Source organism: Geodermatophilus sp. URMC 64, assembly GCF_053502555.1.
This window is the reverse complement of the sequence record NZ_CP199955.1, coordinates 4,129,237-4,148,445: the sequence shown is the minus strand read 5'-3', so window position 1 is coordinate 4,148,445 and position 19,209 is coordinate 4,129,237. Positions and strand designations below refer to the sequence as shown.

General features: G+C 75.8%; 13 protein-coding genes and 1 pseudogene. 11 read left to right on the top strand and 3 right to left on the bottom strand.

The window, feature by feature from the left end; all coding sequences use genetic code 11:
* Positions 1-12 precede the first annotated feature (12 nt).
* The 3 genes and pseudogenes from ACWIYF_RS20200 to holA all read left to right on the top strand — a co-directional run bounded on the left by ACWIYF_RS20200 (position 13) and on the right by holA (position 4,254).
* Positions 13-846 (top strand): helix-hairpin-helix domain-containing protein, encoded by an 834-nt coding sequence (locus tag ACWIYF_RS20200; protein WP_448624607.1) that lies wholly within the window; start codon positions 13-15, stop codon positions 844-846.
* Positions 843-2,888, top strand: a pseudogene (locus tag ACWIYF_RS20195) (ComEC/Rec2 family competence protein); the annotation flags it as partial. The gene ACWIYF_RS20200 and the pseudogene ACWIYF_RS20195, both read left to right, overlap by 4 nt.
* Before the next feature lie 364 nt (positions 2,889-3,252).
* On the top strand, positions 3,253-4,254 hold the full coding sequence (gene holA, locus ACWIYF_RS20190; RefSeq protein WP_448628779.1) for a DNA polymerase III subunit delta: 1,002 nt from the start codon (positions 3,253-3,255) through the stop codon (positions 4,252-4,254).
* A gap of 94 nt (positions 4,255-4,348) precedes the next feature.
* On the opposite strand, the gene rpsT is transcribed toward holA, so the two are convergent.
* A complete protein-coding gene (gene rpsT, locus ACWIYF_RS20185) occupies positions 4,349-4,615 on the bottom strand; it encodes a 30S ribosomal protein S20 (RefSeq protein ID WP_448628778.1) in 267 nt (88 codons plus the stop codon).
* Between the two features lie 184 nt (positions 4,616-4,799).
* On the opposite strand from rpsT, the gene lepA reads away from it, so the two are divergent.
* The 4 genes from lepA (at position 4,800) to ACWIYF_RS20165 (ending at position 9,759) form a co-directional block, all read left to right on the top strand.
* On the top strand, positions 4,800-6,626 hold the full coding sequence (gene lepA, locus ACWIYF_RS20180; protein ID WP_448628777.1) for a translation elongation factor 4: 1,827 nt from the start codon (positions 4,800-4,802) through the stop codon (positions 6,624-6,626).
* Entirely contained in the window at positions 6,623-7,279 is a 657-nt protein-coding gene (locus tag ACWIYF_RS20175; protein ID WP_448624606.1) for an MOSC domain-containing protein, read from the top strand. The genes lepA and ACWIYF_RS20175 overlap by 4 nt, the downstream gene beginning before the upstream one ends.
* A 70-nt stretch (positions 7,280-7,349) precedes the next feature.
* The gene (locus ACWIYF_RS20170) at positions 7,350-8,036 is read left to right on the top strand and encodes an LppX_LprAFG lipoprotein (protein ID WP_448624605.1); all 687 of its coding nucleotides are present in this window, start codon (positions 7,350-7,352) and stop codon (positions 8,034-8,036) included.
* A complete protein-coding gene (locus ACWIYF_RS20165) occupies positions 8,005-9,759 on the top strand; it encodes an MFS transporter (protein WP_448624604.1) in 1,755 nt (584 codons plus the stop codon). The genes ACWIYF_RS20170 and ACWIYF_RS20165 overlap by 32 nt, the downstream gene beginning before the upstream one ends.
* 7 nt (positions 9,760-9,766) lie before the next feature.
* On the opposite strand, the gene ACWIYF_RS20160 is transcribed toward ACWIYF_RS20165, so the two are convergent.
* The gene (locus ACWIYF_RS20160) at positions 9,767-11,200 is read right to left on the bottom strand and encodes an MFS transporter (RefSeq protein ID WP_448624603.1); all 1,434 of its coding nucleotides are present in this window, start codon (positions 11,198-11,200) and stop codon (positions 9,767-9,769) included.
* 96 nt (positions 11,201-11,296) lie between these two features.
* Positions 11,297-11,881: a TetR/AcrR family transcriptional regulator gene (locus ACWIYF_RS20155; protein WP_448624602.1), complete on the bottom strand. Its 585-nt coding sequence runs from the start codon at positions 11,879-11,881 to the stop codon at positions 11,297-11,299.
* A 142-nt stretch (positions 11,882-12,023) separates the two neighbouring features.
* Between ACWIYF_RS20155 and ACWIYF_RS20150 the strand changes: the two genes are divergently transcribed.
* The 4 genes from ACWIYF_RS20150 to ACWIYF_RS20135 all read left to right on the top strand — a co-directional run bounded on the left by ACWIYF_RS20150 (position 12,024) and on the right by ACWIYF_RS20135 (position 19,152).
* Positions 12,024-12,620, top strand: a complete 597-nt coding sequence (locus ACWIYF_RS20150) for a dihydrofolate reductase family protein (protein WP_448624601.1) — start codon at positions 12,024-12,026, stop codon at positions 12,618-12,620.
* A 54-nt stretch (positions 12,621-12,674) separates the two neighbouring features.
* A complete protein-coding gene (locus tag ACWIYF_RS20145) occupies positions 12,675-16,244 on the top strand; it encodes a BTAD domain-containing putative transcriptional regulator (protein ID WP_448624600.1) in 3,570 nt (1,189 codons plus the stop codon).
* Between the two features lie 13 nt (positions 16,245-16,257).
* Positions 16,258-17,637, top strand: a complete 1,380-nt coding sequence (locus tag ACWIYF_RS20140; protein ID WP_448624599.1) for an FAD-binding oxidoreductase — start codon at positions 16,258-16,260, stop codon at positions 17,635-17,637.
* Positions 17,638-17,748: 111 nt separating this feature from the next.
* The gene (locus ACWIYF_RS20135) at positions 17,749-19,152 is read left to right on the top strand and encodes an FAD-binding oxidoreductase (protein WP_448624598.1); all 1,404 of its coding nucleotides are present in this window, start codon (positions 17,749-17,751) and stop codon (positions 19,150-19,152) included.
* Positions 19,153-19,209: the final 57 nt, after the last annotated feature.

Sequence of the window (19,209 nt, the reverse complement as noted above, 5' to 3'; positions counted from 1 at the left end):
AGCGTCGCGCCGGTGCGCCTCTCCTCCCGCCGCTCCGACGACGCCGATGTGATCCGTGCGCGGCTGCGCGTCCTCCTGGATGAGCGTCCGCGCGCGGGGGGCTGGGTCCCCGACGACCCCGACGACCCCGACGACGAGCCGGGCGAGGAGCCGTCCCTCCGCGACCCGGACCCCGAGGACCCGGACGACGCCGCGCTCCCGTCCGGCATCGGCCGGCACCGCACCCCCGAGGCCGCGGTGCGGCTGGACCCGGGCCGCCGGGGCGCCCGCTCCCTCTGGATCGCCGGCGTGCTCGCCGCGCTGCTCCTGGCCGGCTGGACGTGGCTCGACCGGCCGCGCGTGGAGCCGGTGGAGCCCGCCGGGGCGGACGCCGCCGCCTCCTCGTCCGAGTCGCCCGGGTCGCCGTCGGTCGGGGAGGCGGCCGAGACCGCCACGACCGTCGTGGTCTCCGTCGTCGGCCTGGTCGCCCGCCCTGGCCTGGTGACCCTGCCCACCGGAGCGCGGGTCGCCGACGCGGTGGAGGCGGCCGGCGGATTCCTCCCGGAGGCGGATCCCGCGTCGGTGAACCTGGCCGCCGTGGTCACCGACGGTCAGCAGGTCGCCGTCGGCGTCCCCGGGGCCGCCACGGAGCCGGCGGGCGCCGCCCCGGCCGGTGGGTCGCTGAACCTCAACACCGCCACCGAGGCGGACCTCGACGCGCTCCCCGGCATCGGACCGGTCCTCGCCCAGCGGATCCTCACCTACCGCGAGCAGCAGGGCCGCTTCACCACGGTCGAGCAGCTGGACGACGTGCCCGGCATCGGGCCGTCGATCTACGCGCAGCTGAAGGACCTGGTGAGCGTGTGACCCGGGCCGGCCGCTGGACCTGGATCGACCTGCGCCTGGCGCCGGCCGCGGCCACGTCGTGGCTGACCGCCCTCGCCGCCCCGGTCCTGCCTCCCGGGGTGCTGGTCGTCGTGGCGGCGGCGTCGGCCGGTCTCGCGCTGCTCCTGGTCCGGCGACGGACGCCGGCCGTGCTCGTCGTGTTCGGCGTTCTCGCCGCCCTGGCCGTGGGCGCGGCGGCTGCGGCGTTGCGGGCGCTGGCCATCGACGCCTCCCCGCTCCGGGCGGCGGCGGAGCAGAGCCGCACCCTGGAGGTGGAGCTGCAGCTGCGCGACCTGCCCCGCCGGCTGACCGGCGCCGGGCCGCCGCGGGTCGTCGCCGACGCGACGGCGACGGGAGTGCGCCTCGGCGACGGGGCGGTCCGGGTCCGGGACGACGTGCTGCTCTTCGCGCCCGCGGAATCGTGGGCCGACCTCTCCCCGGGCCAATCGGTGCGCGTCCGGGCGGCGGTGTCCCTGCCGCGCGACGGCCACCTCGTGGCGGTCCTGTCCGCCCGGGGCCCGCCGACCCCGGTGGGCACGGCGGGGTGGCCGCAGCGGGTCGCGCACGACCTGCGTGAGGGCCTGGCCGGGTCCGCATCGCGCGTCCTCGGGCCGGGTGCCGGCGGGCTGCTGCCGGGGCTCGTCGTGGGCGACACCGGCGCGATGGAGCCGGTGCTGACCGAGGACTTCCGGCGCACGGGCCTGGCCCATCTCACCGCCGTCTCGGGGGCGAACGTCGCGATCGTCGTGGCCGGGGTGCTGTGGCCGCTGCGCCGGCGGGCGGTCGACCGCCGGGTCCAGGCGCTGGTGGCCGGGGGAGCGCTGGCCGGCTTCGTGGTGCTCGCGGGGCCGAGCGCGAGCGTCCTGCGCGCGGCTGTCATGGGCGCCGTCACGCTGGTCGCGCTCGCTTCGGGGCGGGAGCGGGTCGCCGTCCCGGCGCTGTGCGCCAGCGTGCTGGTGCTGCTGCTCGTCGAGCCCGCCCTCGCCGCTGACGGCGGGTTCGCCCTCTCCGTGGCCGCGACGGCCGCCATCGTGCTGCTGGCCCCGCGGTGGTCGCGGTCGCTGCGCCGGCGGGGGTGCCCGACCCCGGTCGCCGACGCACTCGCGGTCAGCGCGGCCGCCGGCCTGGCCACCGCCCCGCTCGTCGCCGGTCTCAGCGGCCAGATCAGCCTCGTCTCGCTGCCGGCGAACCTGCTCGCCGCTCCGGCGGTCGCGCCCGCGACGGTGCTGGGGCTGTTCGCCGCCGTGGTGTCCCCGCTGAGTGCCCCCGCCGGCGACGTGCTCGTCTGGTTCGCCGGCTGGCCGGTCCGCTGGCTGGTGCTCGTGGCCGAACGCGGCGCCGCGCTGCCCGACGCCGTGGCGGGGTGGACGGTCGGCACCGCCGGGGCGATTCAGCTCACCGCGCTGCTCCTGGTCCTCGGCTGCCTGCTCTGGCGCTTCCCTCGGCTCCGGCCGCTGGCGCTGGCGGGCGTGGTCGGGCTCGTCGCGCTCGGCTGGCCGCTGCGCCAGGCGGTCCGGGGCTGGCCGCCGGAGGACACCGTCGTCGTCGCCTGCGACGTCGGGCAGGGCGACGCGCTGCTCGTGCCGACCGGCCCGGGGGAGGGCCTGCTGGTCGACACCGGGCCCGACGTCGCTGCGGTGGACCGCTGCCTCGACCGGCTTGGGGTCGACCGCCTGCGGATGGTGCTCCTGTCCCACCTCGACGCCGACCACGCCGGAGGTCTGGCCGGCGCGCTCGCCGGGCGGACCGTGGACGTGGTCGCCACCGGGAGCCTCTCACCCGCCGACGACCGGGGCGCCACGGTGGACCGGCTCGCCGCCCGCGCCGGTGCGCGGCGGACCACCCTGGTGCCCGGGGACCGGCGGACGATCGGCGGCGCGGCCCTGGACGTGCTGGCGCCCCCGCCCGCCATCGCCTCGGCGAACGCGGAGGCCAACGACCTCTCCGTCGTCGCCCGCGTGACCGTGCACGGCGTCCGGGTGCTGTTCACCGGTGACCTCGGCGCCGAGGCGCAGGCGCGCATCCTCGCCCGCGGCGTCGATCTGCGCGCCGACGTGCTGAAGGTGCCGCACCACGGCAGCGCCGACGTCGACCCGGGCTTCCTCGCCGCCACCGGCGCCCGGGTCGCCCTCGTCTCGGTCGGCGCGGACAACGACTACGGCCACCCGACCGCCCGGGCGCTGCGGCTGCTCGCCCGCGACGGCATGCGCATCCACCGCACCGACCGGGAGGGCGACCTCGCGGTCGCCGGGACGGCGCGGGAGTGGGGCGTCGCGGGAAGGGGCGGCGGCGGGGCGGCCGCGGCCCCGCACCCGCCGGCGACCGGTGTGCCCGCCACGACCCCCGCGCCGACCCGGGACCGTCGCACCCGCGTGACACCATGCAGGCGTGGCAGCGGCACCCCCGGCACCGACCTCCCGGCTGCGGGTCGTGGTGGGGGAGGAGGAGCTGCTGCGCGCCCGCGCGGTCTCCGCCGTCCGCGCCGCGGTGCTCGAGCGCCACCCCGACACCGAGGTGCACGACCTGGTGGCGGCAGGACTGCCGGTCGGCCAGCTGGCCGACGTGCTCGCGCCCTCCCTGTTCGGCGGTCACCGGCTGGTCCTCGTCACCGGCGTGCACGAGGCGGCCGGCGCGCTGGCCGACGCCCTCACCGCCTACGCCAAGGATCCCGACCCGGACCTGACGCTGGTGATCGTCCACGCGGGCGGCAAGCGCAACGAGGCGCTGCTCAAGGCGTTCACCGCGGCCGGCGCCGCGGTCGACGAGTGCGCGAAGATCACCTCGCCCGGCGACCGGGCGGCGTTCGTCCGCAACGAGGTGCGCCGGGTCGGCGGGCGGATCACCCCCGATGCCCTGACCGCCCTCGTCGAGGCGGTCGGCAACGACCTGCGGCAGCTGTCGGCGGCGGCCGGCCAGCTGGTCTCGGACTTCGGCGGCACCATCGACGCCGATGCCGTGGCCCGCTTTCACCGTGGCCAGGCCGAGGTCACCGGATTCACCGTGGCCGAGAAGGTGCTCGTCGGGGACCGGCAGGGCTCTCTCGAGATGCTGCGCTGGGCGCTGGAGCGAGGGGTGGCGCACGTCCTCATCGCCGATGCGATCGCCGACGGCGTCCGCACGGCCGCCCGGGTCGCCTCGCTGAGCAGCTCCAACCCCGGCGAGCTCGCGCGGGCGCTGAAGATGCCGCCCTGGAAGGTGAAGAGGGCGCAGGCGCAGTCGCGGGGCTGGAGCATCGAGGGCCTGCAGCGGGCGATCGGCGTCGCGGCCGAGCTCAACGCCGACGTCAAGGGCGCCGCGGCCAGCGCCGACTACGCGCTGGAGCGGGCGGTCCGCCGGATCGTCGAGATCCGCTCCGAGACCCGGCGGGACCGCGCCGTCCGCGGCCGGTAGCCGCCGCTCGCCCGCGGCCCAGGAACCGCCGCCCGGAACGCGAAGAAGCCCCCGTCCCGGGCGGGACGAGGGCTTCCTGCGGTCTGGAGCGGGGTCAGCCCTGCAGGCTCGCGAACCGCTGCGCCATGCCCGACTTGCGGTTGGCGGCCTGGTTCTTGTGGATGACGCCCTTGCTGGCGGCCTTGTCGAGCGCCTTGCTGGCGGTCTGGAGGGCGGTGGCCGCCGCAGCCGCGTCCCCGGCGTCGGCCGCGGTGCGGAACCGCCGGACCGCCGTCTTGAGGGCGGACTTGACCGCGACGTTGCGCTGCCGCGCCTTCTCGTTGGTCTTGTTCCGCTTGATCTGGGACTTGATGTTCGCCACGCGTGAGCCTCGGTGTCTGGAAGGGAATGCCTCTGACCATCGTCCGGGCGCACGTGCGCACACGGACCGGCCTGCCAAGATACCAGCGTCGCGCGGGCGACCCCAACCCGGCCGATCATGCGACGGCCCACACCGGACGGCGGTCGCTGAAGCCGAGCCGTCGCCGTGGGACGATGGCGGCACTGTGACGACTCCCGCTGCCACCGATCCGGCCCGCATCCGGAACTTCTGCATCATCGCCCACATCGACCACGGCAAGTCGACGCTGGCCGACCGGATGCTCGAGGTCACCGGGATCATCGAGGCGCGGCAGATGCGCGCGCAGTACCTCGACCGCATGGACATCGAGCGCGAGCGCGGCATCACGATCAAGGCGCAGAACGTGCGGCTGCCGTGGAAGGTCGGGGACACCGAGTACGTCCTCGACATGATCGACACCCCGGGGCACGTCGACTTCACCTACGAGGTGTCCCGGTCGCTGGCCGCGTGCGAGGGCGCCGTCCTGCTCGTCGACGCCGCCCAGGGCATCGAGGCGCAGACCCTGGCCAACCTCTACCTGGCCCTCGAGAACGACCTGCACATCATCCCGGTCCTCAACAAGATCGACCTGCCCGCCGCGCAGCCGGAGCGCTACGCCGAGGAGATCGCGCACATCATCGGCTGCGACCCCGGCGACGTCCTGCGGGTCAGCGGCAAGACCGGCGAGGGCGTGCCCCAGCTGCTCGACCAGATCGTCGCCGACATCCCCGCGCCGACCGGCGACGCCGCCGGCCCCGCCCGCGCGATGATCTTCGACTCGGTCTACGACATCTACCGCGGCGTCATCACCTACGTCCGCGTCGTCGACGGCCGGATCTCCGCCCGCGACCGGATCAAGATGATGTCCACCGGCGCCACCCACGAGCTGCTCGAGATCGGCGTCATCTCGCCCGAGCCCAAGCCGGTCGAGAGCCTCGGCGTCGGCGAGGTCGGCTACTTCATCACCGGCGTGAAGGACGTCCGCCAGTCCCGCGTCGGCGACACGGTGACCCTGCAGCACAAGCCCGCCGCCGAGCCGATCGGCGGCTACAGCGACCCCAAGCCGATGGTCTACTCCGGCCTCTACCCGATCGACGGCAGCGAGTACCCGCTGCTGCGCGAGGCCCTGGACAAGCTGCTGCTCAACGACGCCGCGCTGGTCTACGAGCCGGAGACGTCGGCGGCCCTCGGCTTCGGTTTCCGCGTCGGCTTCCTCGGTCTGCTGCACCTGGAGATCGTCCGCGAGCGGCTGGAGCGCGAGGGCGGCCTGTCGCTGATCTCCACGGCGCCCAACGTCGTCTACCGCGTGGTCATGGAGGACGGCACGGAGATCACCGTGACCAACCCCAGCGACTGGCCGAGCGGGAAGATCGCCGAGGTCCACGAGCCGATCGTGAACGCCACGATCATCGCGCCCAGCGACTACACCGGCACGATCATGGAGCTCTGCCAGAGCCGTCGCGGCTCGCTGTCGGGCATGGACTACCTGTCCGAGTCCCGGGTCGAGCTGCGCTACACGCTGCCGCTCGGCGAGATCATCTTCGACTTCTTCGACGCGCTGAAGTCCCGGACCCGCGGCTACGCCTCCCTGGACTACGCCGAGGCCGGCGAGCAGCACGCCCAGCTGGTCAAGGTCGATATCCTGCTGCAGGGCGAGCCGGTCGACGCGTTCAGCGCGATCGTGCACAAGGACAAGGCCTACAGCTACGGCGTCATGATGGCCGGCAAGCTGCGCGAGCTGATCCCGCGGCAGCAGTTCGAGGTGCCCATCCAGGCAGCCGTCGGCTCGCGGGTCATCGCCCGCGAGACCATCCGCGCGATCCGCAAGGACGTGCTCGCGAAGTGCTACGGCGGTGACATCACCCGCAAGCGCAAGCTGCTGGAGAAGCAGAAGGAGGGCAAGAAGCGGATGAAGATGGTCGGCCGGGTCGAGGTGCCACAGGAGGCCTTCGTCGCCGCGCTGTCCAACTCCTCCGAGCCTCCCAAGAAGTGATCGGCCGGCTCGAGGCCGTCTGCGTCTCCGGCAGCGACCTGCTGCCCCTGCCCGACCGGCGGCCCAACCGCAGCGGCATCGACAAGCGGCCGGTGGCCGGCCGGGTCGCCGTCCACCCGCTCGGCCTGGACGGCGACGTGCAGGTCAACCGCAAGTACCACGGCGGCGAGGGGCAGGCGGTCTACGCCTACGCCCAGGAGGACGCCGACTGGTGGGCCGCCGAGCTGGGCCGCGACCTGCCGCCCGGGCGGTTCGGCGAGAACCTGCGCACGACCGGCCTCGACCTGACCGCCGCCGTCCTGGGTGAGCGGTGGCGGGTCGGGACGGCGCTGCTCGAGGTGACCGCCCCCCGCATCCCGTGCGCCAACTTCGAGCGCTTCTGGGGCGTGCCGCGGCTGGTCAAGCGGTTCACCGCACACGGCGCCAGCGGGGCCTACCTCCGGGTCCTCGAGACCGGCGACGTCGGCGCCGGGGACGCGATCACCGTCGAGCACCGGCCGGACCACGGCGTCACCGCCGGCGACGCCTTCCGCGCGTTCACCACCCAGAAGTCCCGGCTGCCCGAGCTGGCGCCGGCGCTGCAGTTCCTGCCGCACAAGGACCAGCCGAAGATCGCGGCACGGATCGCCGCACGGACCGGCGCCACCGTCTGAGGACGACGGCGCGCTACTGTCCGCCGCGGTAGGCCGGGGAGGTCTCGCCCGACGCGACGGGGAGGTCGCCATGCTGCTGCGCCGCGCCGGCGCCCCGCTGCTCGCGCTGGTGGTCCTGACCGCCTGCGGCGGCGGGTCCGACGAGTCCGCTCCCGACCTGCTCGACCGCGCCAAGACCACCCTCGACGACGCCAAGAGCGCGCACTTCGTCCTCGCCAGCGACGGCGCGCCCGACACCGGCACCCTGCTGGTCGGCGGGGAGGGCGACATCCTCCGGCCGTCGTCGTTCCAGGGCACCCTGCAGGTGCAGGCCGCGGGCAGCACCACCGACATCGACGTGATCTCCGTGAACGGCACCGTCTACGCCCAGCTGCCCCTGCTGCCGAACTACAGCGAGATCGACCCGGCGCAGTTCGGCTTCGGCGACCCCGGCGCCCTGCTCGACCCCGACACCGGCATCTCGCAGCTTCTGGCTGAGGCCGAGAACGCCGAGCTCGGCGACGAGAGGCGGGTGGACGGCGAGGTCGTGCGCGAGGTGACCGCCGAGCTGCCCGGCGACCTGGTGGAACGGCTGCTCACCAGCCAGGACCCCGACCAGCCCGTGCAGGCCCGCTTCTCGATCGCCACCGACAGCGGCGAGCTGCGGCGGGCCGAGCTGACCGGGCCGTTCTTCACCGCCGACGAGGACGCCACCTACACCCTCGACCTGAGCGACTTCGGCGCCGATGTCGAGATCACCGCGCCGCCCACCGGCTGAGCCCGCCGCGCCCCCGGCGCCCGGCCTCGCCGTCGTCGTCCTCGGGACCCTCGCCGTCCTCGTCACCGCGGCCGACACCTACGTCGTCGTCCTGGCGCTGCCCGACATCCTCACCGGGGTCGGGGTGGGCATCGACGAGCTGCAGCGGGCCACGCCGATCATCGGCGGCTTCCTGCTCGGCTACACCGCCACGCTGCCGCTGCTCGGCCGGCTGGCCGACCTGCGCGGCCGGGTGCCGGTGCTGGTCGGCTGCCTGCTGGTGTTCGCCCTCGGCTCGCTGCTCACCGCGACCGCGCAGACGCTCGGCCCGGCCGTCGCCGGCCGCGGCCTGCAGGGCATCGGCGCCGGGGGACTGGTGCCGGCCACCCTCGCGCTGGTCGCCGACCGGTGGCCGCCCGCGCGCCGCGCGCTGCCGCTGGGCGTCGTCGGCGCCGTGCAGGAGGCCGGCGCGGTGCTGGGGCCGCTCGCCGGGGCCGCCGTCCTCGCCGTCGCCGACTGGCGGGCGATCTTCTGGCTCAACCTGCTGCTCGGCCTGGGCCTGGCCGCCGGGGCAGTGGTCACCGGCCGCGCCCGCCGACCGGAGCCGGTCGGGCTCGTCCTCGCCGCCGTCGCCCTGCTCGCGCTGGCGCTGCAGCTGGCCGCGCCGGCCGCGCTGGCGGAGGACGTGACGCTCGGCCTGCTGTGGGTGCCGCTCGTCGACGCCGTCCCGGCGTCGACCCCGCTGGTGCTGGTCGCCGTCGTCGCCGGCGCGGCGACCGTCGTCCGCAGCCTGACCGCGCCCGCGCGCGCCGTCCTGCCGCTGCGGGGGCTGCCCCGGCTGGTCGCGGAGGTCGACGTGCTCGGCTCGGCGCTGGTCGTCGTCGGCCTCGGTGCGCTGGTGTGGGCCTTCGCCGCGGCCGACCCCGCCACCCAGGTGGTCGCGTACGGTCCGGTGCTCCTGCCGGTCGCCGGGCTCGCCGCGCTCGGGTTCGTGCTGCACGAGCGGCGCACGCACGACCCGGTCCTGCCCCTGCGGGCCCTGCGGCCGGCCGGAGCGTGGGGGGCGCTGCTGGTCAACCTGCTGGTCGGCGTCGCCCTGGTGGCGGCGCTGGTCGACGTCCCGTTGTTCGCGCGCAACACCACGACCCCCGGCGACCAGTTCGGCGCCGCGCTGGTGCTGCTGCGGCTGCTGGTCGCGGTGCCGGTGGGTGCCGTGGCCGGCGGCTGGCTGTGCCGGCGGGTGCCGCCGCGCCTGGTCGCCGCCGCCGGCATGGCCCTGACCGCGGGCGCGCTCGCCGCGATGACCCAGTGGGGCGAGCGGTCGCTGGACGGCACGGCCTCCTACGCCGTGCTGCTCGCCGCGGGGCTCGGCTTCGGGCTGGCGATCGCCCCGGTCAACGCCGTGCTGCTGGCGGTCACCGGGTCCGCGGTGCACGGCAGCGCCAGCGCGCTGGCTGTCGTCGCCCGCACCGTGGGCATGCTCGTCGGCCTGTCCCTGCTGACGGCGGTCGCGCTGCGCCGGTTCACCGCCGAGGTCGCCGCGATCGGCTCGCCCGTGGAGCTCTGCCCGGCCACACCGGCCGACTGCCCCGCCTACGACGCGGCCACCGACGCGGCGATCCTCGGCCAGCTGCACACCGTCTTCGCGGGGGCGGCGATCGCCGCGGCCCTGGCCGCGCTGGCCGCCGCCGTCCTGCTCCGCAGGCACCGTCGGCCGGCGGGGAACGCGCCGGCCGACGGCTGATACGGCGTCAGGCCGGTTCGACGTCGAGCGCCTCGGGGACTTGGCGCGGGGACTGCTTCCCCAGCCCGGCGGGAAGCCGGGCCGCGACGACCGCGGCGACCACGGCCAGCGCGGCCGCCGTCCAGAGCCCCGCGCGGTACCCGTCGAGCAGGCCGGGGATCGACTCGTCCGCGCCCGTGACGGCGCTGGCGACGCCGGCGATGGCCGCCAGGCCGAGCGCGGGGCCGAGTTCCTGAGCCGTGTTGACCAGACCCGAGGCGGCCCCCTGGTCGGCCGCCTCCACCCCCGTCGTCGCCGCGATGAAGGTCGGTGCGTAGCTCAGCGCGCTGCCGGCTCCGATCAGCAGCAGAGCCGGGAGGACGTCGGTCCAGTAGGAGCCGGTGGCGCTCATCGTGCTCAGCAGCCACATGCCGGCGGCGGCCGCCAGGAGACCGCCGGCCAGCGGCAGCCGGACGCCGCGGCTGGTCACGAGTCTCGCGGCGACAGGTGCGAGCACCATGATCAGCGCGGTGATCGGCGCGAAGCCGACCCCGACCGCCAGGGCGGAGGAATCGAGCACGACCTGCAGGTAGAGCGTCGTGAAGAACAGGCTCGCGCCCACCGTCGCCGCGGAGAGCGCGAGGATCAGGTTCGCGGGGAGCACGCCCGCGGTGCGCAGCAGCCGCCCGGCGACGATGGGTGCCGCGGCCCTGCGTTCGTGCAGCACGAAGCCGGCCAGGAGCGCGACCGCGGCCGTGAGCAGGACGACGACGCGACCGCTCAGCCCGTTCTCCGGCAACCACGCCAGCGACAGGACCAGCGGCGCGAGACCGGCGACCAGGAGCACCGCTCCGCCGATCGGCAGCCGGTCGGCCGGCGACCGGGACTCGTGCAGAACCCTGAGCGCCAGGGCGATCGCGACGACGCCGACCGGGAGGTGGAGAAAGAAGATCCACCGCCACCCGAGCGTCTCGAGGACGACGCCGCCGAGGACCTGACCGACGATCGCCCCGCCGGCGCCCACGGCTCCCCAGACGCCGAGCGCCTGGTTGCGGGCGGCGGTGCTCTCGAAGCGGGCCAGCAGGAGCGCCAGCGCGTTCGGGCTCACCAGCGCCGCGCCGAGGCCCTGCCCGGCTCGGCCGGCGAACAGCTGCCAGGGCTCCTGAGCCAGCCCGGTCAGGAGGGAGGCCACGGTGAACACGCCGAGGCCCGCGAGGAACAGGCCCCGCCGTCCCAGCAGGTCGCCGGCGCGGCCCGCCGCGATCAGCAGGCTCCCGAACGTGACCGTGTAGGTCACCGTCGTGAGCGCGAGCTGGGAGTCGGGGAGGGCGAGCGAGGCGCGCAGGGTCGGCAGCGCCACGTTCAACACGACGACGTCGACGATCAGCATGAACTGCGCGGCGCAGAGCACCGCGACGGCGATCACGTCCGGGCGGCGCATGCGTTGTCTGCTCTCGGCCATCAGGACTCCTCGGGAGGGCGGGAGGCGGGCGAGGCTGATAATAAACGAACGAGCATTTACTAACAAGGCCGTGCCGGATACGCCGAGGAAGGGCCGTCAGCGGCGGCCGGCGAGCAGCAGCAGCGCCGTCAGGCGACGAGCCACGGCGTCCGCAGGGCGGCCGTCCGGATCCAGCCCCCAGGTGACGAGCGCGCCGTTGTACACGGCGTGGACCAGCGCTCCCAGTCCCTCCGGATCGGCGGCCTCGGGGAGCTCGCCGGCGGCGCGCGCCGACTCCAGCACCTCGACGATGGCCGCGAGGACACCCTGCGCGTGCCGCCGGCTCAGCGCCTGGAAGGCCGGGTCCGACAGGTCCATGAGGAGGAAGGACAGGTTGTTGGCGAATTCGGTCGGCGTGCGTATGCCCGCCGCCAGGTCGGTGAGGACGTCGACCAGGCGTCGCAGTTTCGCCCCACCCTCGGCGGCGCTGCGGATCCGCAGGGGGACGGCGTCCACGTCGTGCGCGGCCAGGGCGAGGAGCAGCCCCCGGCGGGAGCCGAAGCGCTGCAGCAGGGTCGCGGGCGAGAGACCGACGCGCGCCCCGACGTCGGCCAGGGTCAGCCGGGACGGTCCGACCTCCCCGACCGCGTGCGCGGCCGCGGCGAGGATCGCGTCGTCGTCGACGGTCCGGGGGCGAGGCACGCCGTGACCGTAGCGGCCGGCCGAGGCGACACCGGAACGGTCGCGGCAGCGGCGCTGCCCGGTTCGGGCGACGCATGTTCAACCGATGAGTTGAGCTTGCGCTCGGCGTCTTCCCTGCATCGGACGCAGAAGGGAGCGAGTCATGGGCAAGGCGATCCTGTTCGCGGCGGTGTCCCTCGACGGCTTCGTCGCCGACGAGCACGACCAGGTGGGCCCGCTGTTCGACTGGTACTACAACGGCGACGTCGAGGGCGCCTTCAGCGACGAGGAGCGGGTCTTCCGCACCACCCGCGAGACAGCGGACTTCCTGCAATCCACGGCGCCGCACATGGCGACCATGGTGTGCGGGCGGCGGCTGTTCGACATCACGAACGGCTGGGAGGGCCGGCCGCCCAACGGCGAGCACGTCTTCGTCGTCACCCACCGGCCGGTGACCGACTGGCCGCACCTGGGCACCGCGCCGTTCACCTTCGCCCCGGACGTCCGCAGCGCGATCGAGCAGGCCCGCGCGTACGACTCGGGCAGCGACATCTCGGTGACCGCCGGCGACATCGGCGGCCAGGCGCTGCGGCAGGGGCTGATCGACCGCGTCGTGCTCAACCTGGTGCCCGCCGTCCTCGGCGCGGGCCGGCCGTTCTTCGGCACGGGCCGTCTGGACGAGCCGATCCTCTTCACCGATCCGCAGACGGTCGTGCAGGGCAAGCGGGTCACGCACCTGGTCTACGACGTCCTCCGCTGACCCCTGTCTCGAACCGGCCGTCGTCGTCTACCTTTCCCGCGACGGGGAGGGTGCGTGGACGGCGACCGGCTGCGGGTGAACCTCCTGGGCGAGCTCACGGCCACCTGCGCCGGCGAGCCCCTCGACCTGGGCGGTCCACGGCAGCGCGCCGTCCTCGCCGTCCTGCTGCTGGCGCGCGGCGAGATCGTGCCGGCCGACCGGATCGTCGAGTCGGTGTGGGGCGAGCGCCCCCCGGCCGACACCACCGCCGCCCTGCAGTCCTACGTCTCGCACCTGCGCCGGCGGCTGGAGCCGGGCAGCGCGGCACGCACACGCTCGGCGGTGATCGTCCGCGAGGGCCCCGGCTACGCCGTGCGGCTCCCGCGTGCGGCCGTGGACGCCTGGCGGTTCGAGGACCTGCTCGCGCAGGCGGCCGGCGCCGACCCGGCGCGGGCGGCCGAACTGCTGGCGGAGGCGCTGCGGCTGTGGCGCGGTCCTGCGCTGGCCGACTACGCCGACGAACCGTGGGCCGCGGCGGAGATCAGCCGGCTGACCGAGCTGCGCAACACCGCCCGCGAGCGGCTGCTGGCCGCCCGACTCGAGCTGGGGGAGTCGGGGCTGCTCGTGCCGGACCTGGAGGCGATGGTCGCCGACGAGCCGCTGCGCGAGGAACGGTGGCGGCTGCTGGCCCTGGCGCTGTACCGGTGCGACCGGCAGGCCGACGCGCTCGCCGCGCTGCGCCGGGCGCGGAGCACCCTCGCCGACGAGCTGGGCGTCGACCCGGGGCCCGCGCTGCGCGAGCTGGAGGACGCCGTCCTGGCGCAGTCGCCGGCGCTCCGCGCCCCGCCGCGGCCGGTCGCGGTGCCCGCGCCGAGGTCGGCCGTCCCGGCCGCGCCCGACGACCTGGTCGACCGCGACCGGGAGCTGGCGGCGGTGCGCGCGGCCCTCGACGACCTCGACGACGGCCGGCCCGGGCTCCTGCTGGTCGAGGGGCCGGCCGGCATCGGCAAGACCCGGCTGCTCACCGAGGCGCGGCGGCTGGCCGCCGGCCGCTCGGTGCGGGTGCTGTCGGCGCGCGGCAGCCAGCTGGAGAAGTCGTTCGGTTTCGGCGCGGTCCGCCAGCTCTTCGAGCCGCAGCTCACCGATCCCGAGAGCCGGGAGCGGCTGCTCGGCGGCGCGGCGGCGGCCGCCCGCGGCGTCTTCGACCTGTCGCCGGGCGACGCCCCCGACGGGTCGTTCGCCGCCCTGCACGGGCTGTACTGGCTCACGCTGAACCTGAGCGCGGCCGGGCCGCTGCTGCTCGCCGTCGACGACCTGCAGTGGTGCGACAGCGCGTCGCTGCGCTGGCTGGCCTACCTCGTCCGCCGGCTGGACGCCGTCCCGGTGCTCGTCGTCGGCACGATCCGCACCGGGGAGCCGCACGAGGACGAGGAGCTGCTCGCCGAGCTGGAGCTGGAGCCGGCGACCACCGTCGTCCGACCGGCACCGCTGTCGCCGGAGGCGACCACCGGCATCGTCGCCCGCCGGCTCGGCGAGCCGGTGTCCCCGCTGTTCGCCCACGCCTGCTCCCGCACGACCTCGGGCAACCCGCTCCTGCTGCGCCAGCTGCTGCGCGCGCTGGAGGCCGACGGGGTGAAACCCGACGCGGCGCACGCGGACACGGTCGTCGCCGTCGGCTCGCGGGCCGTCTCCAGCATGGTGCTGGTCCGGCTGCGCCGGATGCCGCCGGACGTGACCGCCGTCGCCCGCGCCGCCGCCGTGCTCGGCGACGGCGCCCCGCTGCCGGCCGTGGCGGAGCTGGCCGGCCTGCCGGAGTCCGACACCGCCGCCGCGCTGGCGGCGCTGGCCCGGGCTGAGGTCGTCAAGGACGAGCAGCCGCTGGCGTTCGTCCACCCGCTCGTCCGCGAGGCCGTGTACCGCGACCTGCCCGCCGCCGAGCGCGGCCTCCGGCACGAGCGGGCGGCCGCGGTGCTGCGGGCCGCCGGCGCCAGCGACGAGCAGGTCGCCGCCCACCTGCTGCTCGCCCCGGCCCGTGGGGACGACGAGACCGCCACCGTGCTGCGCCGCGCGGCCCGCACCGCCGCCGACCGCGGGGCCGCCGACAGCGCGGTCACCTACCTGCGCCGGGCGCTGGCCGAGCCGCCGGGCTCCTCCGCGCGGGCCGTCGTGCTGCTCGAGCTGGGCCTGGCCGAGGCGCTCGTCGACGGCGGCACCAGCACCGGCCACCTGCTGCAGGCCTACGCGCTGCAGGAGGATCCCGAGGCCCGCACGGAGCTGGCGATCGCGATCGCCCGGACGCACGTCTTCGCCAGCCCGCCCGGGGTGGCGACCGCGTTCGCCCGGGAGGCGGCCGAGGTGGTGCCCGAGGACCTGCCCGACGCCCGGCAGGCCCTGCTCGCCATCGAGCGGATGGGCGGCTACATGCACGGGCTGCACCCCGACGTCTGGCGCACCGCGGAGCAGCCGGAGCCGGAGGGGACCGGGACCGGGGCGCAGATGCTGGCCGCCGCCCTCGCCTTCGAGACCGTGCTGGAGGGCGCCGACCGGGAGCGCGCCGTCCGGCTGGGCCGGTTCGCGCTGGACGGCGACCGGCTGTTCGCCGTCGACACCGGGCTGTTCTGGGTGATCGCCGCCAACGCGCTCATGCTCGCCGACGACGACCTCGGCGACTTCTGGGACCGCGCGCGGGCCATGGCGCACGCCCGAGGCTCGCTGTTCACCGCGCTGTCGGTCAACGCGTGGGAGGCCTTCTGGCGGTGGCGGCGAGGCGAGCTCACCGAGGCGCTGGGCTGCGTGCGGCTCGCGCTGGACCAGGACCGCATGTGGCGCGGCACCGGGATCGGCGAGCCCTACGTCCGCACCTTCGAGATCGGCTGCCACCTCGACCGCGGGGACGTCGCCGCGGCGCGGCGGGCCGCCGACGCCGCCCTCGCCGGACCGCACGCGGGGGAGGGCGACCGGCTGCTGCAGCACGCCCTCGCGCGGCTGCTCGTCGTCGAGGGCCGCTACGAGGAGGCGCTCGCCGCGGTCGTCCGCATCCCGGCCCCGGTGCCGATCCGCAACCCCGTCTGGCATCCCTGGCGGACGACGGGGGCGCTGGCCCTGCGCGGGCTTGGCCGTACCCGGGAGGCGCAGCAGCTGCTGGAGGAGGAGGTCCGGCTGCTGCGCCGGTGGGGGGCGCCCTCCTACCTGGGCAGCGCGCTGCGCCACCTCGGCGAGCTCACCCGCGACGTCGACGCGCTGCGCGAGGCGGTCGACGTGCTCACCCCGACGTCCTGCGCGATCGAGCTCGCCCGCGCCCGGCTCGCGCTCGGCCGGCGGCGCGAGGTGGGCGACGCCGAGGCCGTGCCGCTGCTGCGCGCCGCCAGCGAGACCGCGCACGCGCAGGGCGCCGACGCGATCCTGGCCGCCGTCTGCGCGGCGCTCGAGGCGCGCGGTCAGTCCGACGAGCCGCACCGGGACGGCCCTCGGCTGTCGATCAGCGAGCGGCGGGTGCTCGACCTCACCGCGGCCGGGCTGGGCGTCCGGGAGGTCGCCGAGCGGCTGTTCATGACGCCGGGCACCGTGAACGCGGTGCTCGAGGCGGCCGACGGCGGGCGTCTCAAGTTCCTCTCAAGTGTCCCGACGGACGCTGTGGGCCGGTGAGCAGAGGAGTCCCGTGACCGAGCAGCAGGTCCAGATCGCCGCCCCGGTGCGGGCGGAGGTCCTCCGCGGCCTGTGCGGGGGCTCGGTGCACCTGCCCGGCGACGCCTCCTACGACATGGCGCGCTCGCCGTGGAACCTGCAGATGTCGGACTTCCCCGCCGCCGTCGCCTACCCGGCCTTCCCCGACGAGGTCGCCGACGTCCTGCGGGCGGCCTCGTCCGCAGATCTCGCCGTCGCCGTCCAGGGCACCGGGCACGGCGCGCCGCCGCTGCACGGCCGGCTGACCGAGGCGGTGCTCCTGCGCACCTCGGCGATGACCGAGCTGTCGATCGATCCCGAGAGGCGGACCGTGCGCGCCGGCGCGGGCGTCCTGTGGGGCGACCTGGCCGAGGCCGCCGGCCGGTCCGGGCTGGTCGGGCTGCACCCGTCGTCCCCGGACGTCGGGGTCGCCGGCTACACGCTCGGCGGGGGGATCGGCTGGTACGCCCGCCGGTTCGGCCTGCAGTGCAACACCGTGACGGCGGTCGAGCTCGTGCTCGCCGACGGCACGTGCGTGCGGGCCAGCGACGACTGCGACGCCGACCTGTTCTGGGCCCTGCGCGGCGGAGCGGCACCGCTGGGCGTGGTCACGGCGATGGAGTTCCGGCTGTTCCCGCTGGAGAGCGTCGTCGCCGGCTTCCTCGCCTGGGACTGGACCGCGGTGGAGCGGGTGCTGCCCGCCTGGGTGGCCTGGTGCGCGGACGCGCCGGAGGAGGCCACCACGTCCTTCCGGTTGGTCGACGTGCCGCCGCTGGACCACATCCCGCGCGAGTTGCACGGCCGCAGGTTGGCGATCATCGACGGGGCGGTGCTGGGCGACGACGCGAGGGCCGCCGAGGTCCTCGCCCCGCTGCGCGCCCTGCGGCCGGAGTTCGACACCGTGTCGCGCGTGCCCGCCTCGACGCTCGTGCGGCTGCACCTGGAACCGGAGGGGCCGACCCCGGCCTACGCGAGCAGCACGCTGATCGGGGAGCTCCCGGACGCGGCGATCGCCGCGGTGGTCGAGACGGCCGGGCCGGGCTCGGGGAGCTCGCTCGCCGTCGCCGAGCTGCGCCAGCTCGGCGGCGCGCTGGGCCGGCCGGACCCGGACGGCGGCGCCCTGAACGCCCTGGACGGCGCGTTCCTCGCGCTGTCCGTCGGCTTCGCCGGGGACCCCGCCGGGCAGCGCGCGGACGCCGCCCGCTTCCTGACCGCCCTGGAGCCGTGGGCGACCGGACGCCGGTACCTGCCGATGCTCGACGACGCCACCGACACCCGGAAGGCGTTCCCGCCGGGGGTGCACGCCCGGCTCTCGGCCATCCGGCGCAGCGTCGATCCGCGCGGGCTGTTCCTCGCGCCGCACCCCACCCTCTGACGGCAGGGCGCTCGAGAGCGGCGTTCAAGAGCCGCGCAAGACGGTGGCAAGAGCTCAGGTCCACGGTTCCGGCAGACGTCGATCGGACGTCAACCGAATCAGGAGGAAACCGTGAGCTTCACCCTCGACACCGTTGTCGACGACGTCACGATCGACGCCCCCTTCGACGTCCTGGACGCCGTCATCACCGGCTCGGTGCACACCCCCGAGTCCCCCGAGTACGCCGCCCACGTCACGCCCTGGAACCTCGCGGTGCCGCTGCACCCGTCCGCGGTCGTGGACGCCCGCAGCGCCGAGGACGTCGCCGCCGCGGTGCGCTTCGCCGGCGCGTTCGGCCTCACCGCCGGCGTGCAGGCGACCGGCCACGGCGCGATCCCCGGCATCGCCGGACAGCTGCTGATCAGCACCAAGGGCCTCGACGAGGTCACCGTGCACCCCGAGGGCTGGGCGCGCGTGGGCGCCGGCGTGAAGTGGCTGCGGGTGGTCCAGGAGGCGGCCCCGTACGGGCTGGCCCCGCTCTCCGGCTCGGTCACCGACGTCGGTGTCGTCGGCTACACCACCGGCGGCGGCGTCGGCCCGATGGCCCGCACCCACGGCATCGCGGCGAACAAGGTGCGCGCGTTCGACGTCGTCACCGGCGACGGCGTCGTCCGCCGGGCGACCCCCACCGAGCACCCCGACCTGTTCTGGGCCCTGCGCGGCGGGAAGGGGAGCGCCGGCATCGTCACCGCCGTCGAGTTCGACCTCGTGCACGTGCCGACGTTCTACGGCGGCTCGGTGTGGTTCGACGCCGCGGACGCGCCGCGGGTGATCGAGGCCTGGCGGACCTGGGCGGACGAGCTGCCCGAGGCGGGGACGACGTCGTTCGGGCTGTTCCAGCTGCCGCCGATGCCCGGGGTCCCCCCGATGCTGGCCGGCCGGATGACCCTGAGCCTGCGGTTCCTGTGGACGGGTGACCCGGAGGAGGGGGCGCGTCAGCTCGACCGGATGCGCGCCGTCGCGCCGGTGATCCTCGACGACGCCTCGGTCAAGCCCTACACCGCGGTCGACTCGGTGCACACCGACCCGGTGGACCCGACGCCGGCGATCGACCCGGCGATCCTGCTGTCGGAGTTCCCCGCCGAGGCCGCCGAGCGGCTGCTCGAGGTGGCCGGCCAGGGCTCGGGATCGACGCTGATCCTGCTCGAGGTGCGGGCCCTGGGCGGCGCCTACGCCCGTGCGCCGCAGCACCCGGACGCCTTCTGCCACCGGGACGCGCGCTTCAGCGTCCTCGCCGTCGGGCTGGCGGCGGAGCCGGACATGGCGGCCCGGGCGATGGTCGACGCCGAGCGGGTGTTCGCCGCGCTCGCCCCGTGGGACAACGGCCGGGTGTGGCCGAACTTCGGCCCGGTGCACGACGAGCACTCCGCCCGGCGGGCCTACGACGAGGCGACGCTGCGGCGGCTGGCCGACGTCGTCCGAACCTACGACCCGGAGGGCGTGCTCCACTACGGCCGCTGGACGCGCACGATCTGATCGAGGTCCTTCCGCCCTGTCCCGACCGGGGGGAGTGCGGACTACCTTCGGCCCCGG